Raw genomic sequence first — 4,125 nt, forward strand, 5'->3', positions numbered from 1 at the left:
GTAGGGGGGTGAGCGAATCCACCGGCAAGACCGGCGCAGCCGAACTGTTTCCGCCGGAGCGACTGGCCCGGGCCCGGCAGGCCGCGGAGGACGCCGGGCTCGACGCGCTCCTCATCTCCCCGGGCGCGGACCTCCGCTATCTGACCGGGTATCAGGCCCTGCCGCTGGAACGGCTGACGTGCCTGGTGATTCCGGCGACCGGCGACCCGTTCCTGGTGGTGCCCGCGCTGGAGAAGGCCGCCGCCGAGGCGTCCTCGGCCGGCGCTCTCGGCGTGGAGATCACCGGCTTCGCCGAGACAGACGACGCGTACGCGATGATCGCCCGGCGGCTGCCGCCGCATGTCGCCCGTTTCGCGGTCGACAACCACATGTGGGCCGAGAAGCTGCTGGCCTTCCAGGCCGCGCTGCCCGCCGCGCAGGCGGGTCTGGCCGGCGACGTGCTGTCGGTGCTGCGGATGCGCAAGAGCCCCGCCGAGGTCGAGGCGCTGCGCCGGGCGGGCGCGGCGATCGACCGGGTGCACCGCCGGATCGGCGAGTGGCTGCGGCCCGGCCGTACCGAACGCGAGATCGGCAAGGACATCGCCGACGCGATCATCGCGGCCGGTCACGCCACCGTCGACTTCGTGATCGTCGGCTCGGGCCCCAACAGCGCCAGCCCGCACCACGAGGTCTCCGACCGGGTGGTGAAGTCCGGCGACCCGGTGGTCGTGGACATCGGCGGCACCACCTCCGACGGCTACTGCTCGGACTCCACCCGCACCTATGCGGTGGGCGAACCGCCCGCCGCGTTCCGGGAGTTGTACGAGGTGCTGCTCGCCGCGCAGATCGCGCAGACGGACGCGGTCCGCCCCGGGATCACCGCGGAGCAGCTGGACGCCGTGGGCCGGGACCGGATCGCCGCGGCGGGATACGGCGAGCACTTCATCCACCGCACCGGCCACGGCATCGGCCTGGAAACGCACGAGGAGCCGTACATCGTGACCGGCAGCGCGCGGCCGCTGGAGCCGGGGATGGCGTTTTCGGTCGAGCCGGGGATCTACCTGCCCGGCCGGTTCGGCGCGCGCATCGAGGACATCGCGGTGTGCACCGAAGACGGCGGGGAGCGGCTCAATCTGACCGGGCGTGACCTGGTAGTTCTTCCCGGGTGACCGCCAGTGGTATAGGCCAATATTGATCGGTCCGGGAACACGGCACCCCTGGTGGAACGACCCGTTCGGCGACGATAGTGGTCCGCACCCGCCGTGCCCGACAAGGCCCGGACGGGCCATTTTCCCGTTCACGTCGAGGGGAACCGAGGTACCACTCACATGACCAGTAACGCGCCCCGGCGTGCCGTGCTGACCGCCGCGCTCGCCGCCGCGGCCGCCGTCGCCGCCTCGAACGCGCAGACCGCCTCCGCCGCGCCGACTGCCGCGCCGGCCGGCACCGGGACCGCCGCCGGGCGGTCCGCGCACGGCGGCGGCAAGGGCGCCGCCGCGGCCGACCCCGCGCCGGTCGACTACCACGGCTGGAGCACCTACCCCGACTGGCTGTTCGGCGAGCACAAGGGCACCCTTCCGGTGCCCGGCTCCCGCCCCGGGGTGCGGATCGTCCGTCCGGTCGGCACGTCGGACTACACCGACCCGCACACCGGCAAGGCCGCCACGTACGAGTACGCCGCCTGGACCTCGCCGGTGCGCAAGCTCCCGCACCCGGCCACCGAACTGGTCTCCTCGTGGAACGCGCAGACCCCCGCGGGCACCTGGATCCAGGTCGAGCTGCTGGGCACGTACACCGACGGCAGCGCCACCCCGGCCTACGTGATGGGCCGCTGGACCGCCGGCGACGGCGACGAGGACATCCGCCGTACCTCCGTCGACGACCAGGGCGACGACACCAGCAGCATCTACACCGACACGTTCGCGATCGACGACGCCGCTGCGGGCAAGCTGCTCGCCTCGTACCGGCTGCGGGTCACGCTCTACCGCAAGCCCGGCAGCCACGACACCCCGACCGTGTGGCGGGTCGGCGCGTTCGCCTCGAACGTCCCCGACCGCTACACCGTGCCCGCCTCCGTGCCGAGCCTGAAGGGCGCCGTCGAACTGCCGGTGCCGCGCTACTCCCAGGACATCCACAAGGGCCAGTACCCGCAGTACGACAACGGCGGCGAGGCGTGGTGCAGCCCCACCTCGTCCACCATGTGCATCGAGTATTGGGGTCGCGGCCCCACCGCGGCCGACATGGCCTGGGTGGACCCCTCCTACGCCGACCCGCAGGTCGACCAGGGCGCCCGCTACACGTACGACTACCAGTACGAGGGCTGCGGCAACTGGCCGTTCAACGCGGCCTACGCGGCCACGTACAAGGACCTGCAGAGCGTCGTCACCCAGTTGCACTCGCTCAACGACGCGGAGCGGCTGATCAAGGCCGGTATCCCGGTGATAACGTCCCAGTCGTTCCTGGCCAGCGAGCTGGACGGGTCCAACTACAGCACCTCGGGCCACCTGATGTGCATGGTCGGCTTCACCGCCGAGGGTGACGTGATCATGAACGACCCGGCCAGCGAGAGCGACGACGCGGTGCGCAACGTCTACAAGCGCGCCCAGTTCGAGACGGTGTGGCTGCGCACGAAGCGGATCACCGCGTCCGGCTCGGTCGGTTCCGGTTCCGGCGGCGTGGTGTACCTGTACTTCCCGGCGAAGCCGAGCCCCGGGCAGCGGCGCGCGCTGGCCTCCGTCGGCGTCGTCTGAGTCTGCGCTACGGCTACGGCTCCAGGGCCCCGGCTCCGCATCTCCCGCGGAGCCGGGGCCCGTTCGCGTGCGCGCTCCCGGCCGTACGCGGGACGCGCGCGGTGGGCCCGCCCGCATGGTGCAACTGGTAGAGACCAATTTGTGGGTTGACCCAAAGGTCTGGACCAACCTATTGACGTGTTCGGATCATCGCAGGACCCTGCTGCCACGTTCCCCCACAGGAGGTCCGACGTGAACCGTCTCAAAGCCCTCGGCACGGGCGTGGCCGCCGCGGTCCTCGCCGTCGCCGGTCTGGGCACCGCCGCCGCCCTCGGCGGCGGCCAGGCCAGCGCAGCACCCACGGCGAGCGCGCTCGGCAGCAACTGGTACGCCGCCGCGCCCTATCTGATGCCGCTGGACAACGACCCGCCGGACGCCACCGCGATCATGGACGCCACCGGGCTCAAGGCGTTCCAGCTCGCCTTCATCCTCGCCCCCAACGGAGGTGGCTGTAGCCCCACTTGGGGCGGCACCAACGCGGTGTCCTCCGACACCTCGGTCGCGAACACCATCTCCGCGATCCGCGCCAAGGGCGGCGACGTGTCCGTGTCGATCGGCGGCTACGGCGGCACCAAGCTCGGCCAGGCGTGTTCCGACGCGGCCTCGACCGCGGCCGCGTACCAGCAGGTCGTCACCAAGTACCAGCTCAAGGCGATCGACTTCGACCTGGAGGAGCCGGAGTACGAGAACACCGCGGCGGTCGCCAACGAGTTGGGCGCCGCCCAGATCCTGCAGCAGAACAACCCCGGCATCTACATCTCCGTCACCACCGCGGGCACCGCGGCCGGCACCGGCTGGTTCGGCCAGCAGATGCTCGACGAGGCCAAGTCGATCGGCTTCACCCCGAACAACTTCTCCATCATGCCGTTCGACGGCGGCTTCAGCGGCGCCGCCTCCCAGACCGCGGCCCTGACCGCGTTCAACGGCCTGCTGCAGAGCACCTTCGGCTGGGACGCCGCCACCGCCTACGCCCACGAGGGCTTCTCCGGCATGAACGGCCGCAGCGACTCGGGCGAGTACTTCTACCAGGCGGACTTCCAGACCGTGCTGGACTACGCCACCAGCCACGGCATGGGCCGCTTCACCTTCTGGTCGCTCAACCGCGACCGCCAGTGCAGCCCGCCGGACAACACCGGCACCACGTCCGGTACATGCAGCTCGGTTCCGCAGGGCGCCTGGGACTTCGCCAAGTACTCCGTGGAGTTCGCCGGCGCCACCCCGCCCACCAACCCGCCGACCACGCCGCCGACCACCCCGCCGGGCGGCGGCGACTGCGCGAGCGTGGCGGCCTGGAGCGCGACCGCCGTCTACACCGGCGGCGACGAGGTCACGTACGGCCGCCACCAGAGGCTCGCCC

Annotated in this window: 3 protein-coding genes; all 3 read left to right on the plus strand. The window is 71.5% G+C overall.

Going from position 1 to position 4,125, the window contains the following annotated elements; all coding sequences use genetic code 11:
* Positions 1-8: 8 nt before the first annotated feature.
* Positions 9-1,148 carry a M24 family metallopeptidase gene (locus tag AC13HU_RS33455; RefSeq protein ID WP_483045746.1) on the plus strand — a complete coding sequence of 380 codons (1,140 nt, stop codon included), beginning with the start codon at positions 9-11 and terminating at the stop codon, positions 1,146-1,148.
* 159 nt (positions 1,149-1,307) lie between these two features.
* Entirely contained in the window at positions 1,308-2,729 is a 1,422-nt protein-coding gene (locus AC13HU_RS33460) for a C39 family peptidase (protein ID WP_483045744.1), read from the plus strand.
* Positions 2,730-2,960: 231 nt separating this feature from the next.
* Positions 2,961-4,125 (plus strand): chitinase (locus AC13HU_RS33465; protein ID WP_483045745.1); only part of this gene is annotated, 1,165 nt, incomplete at its 3' end.

The sequence above is a fragment of the Streptomyces sp. NH27 genome, from assembly GCF_056859195.1.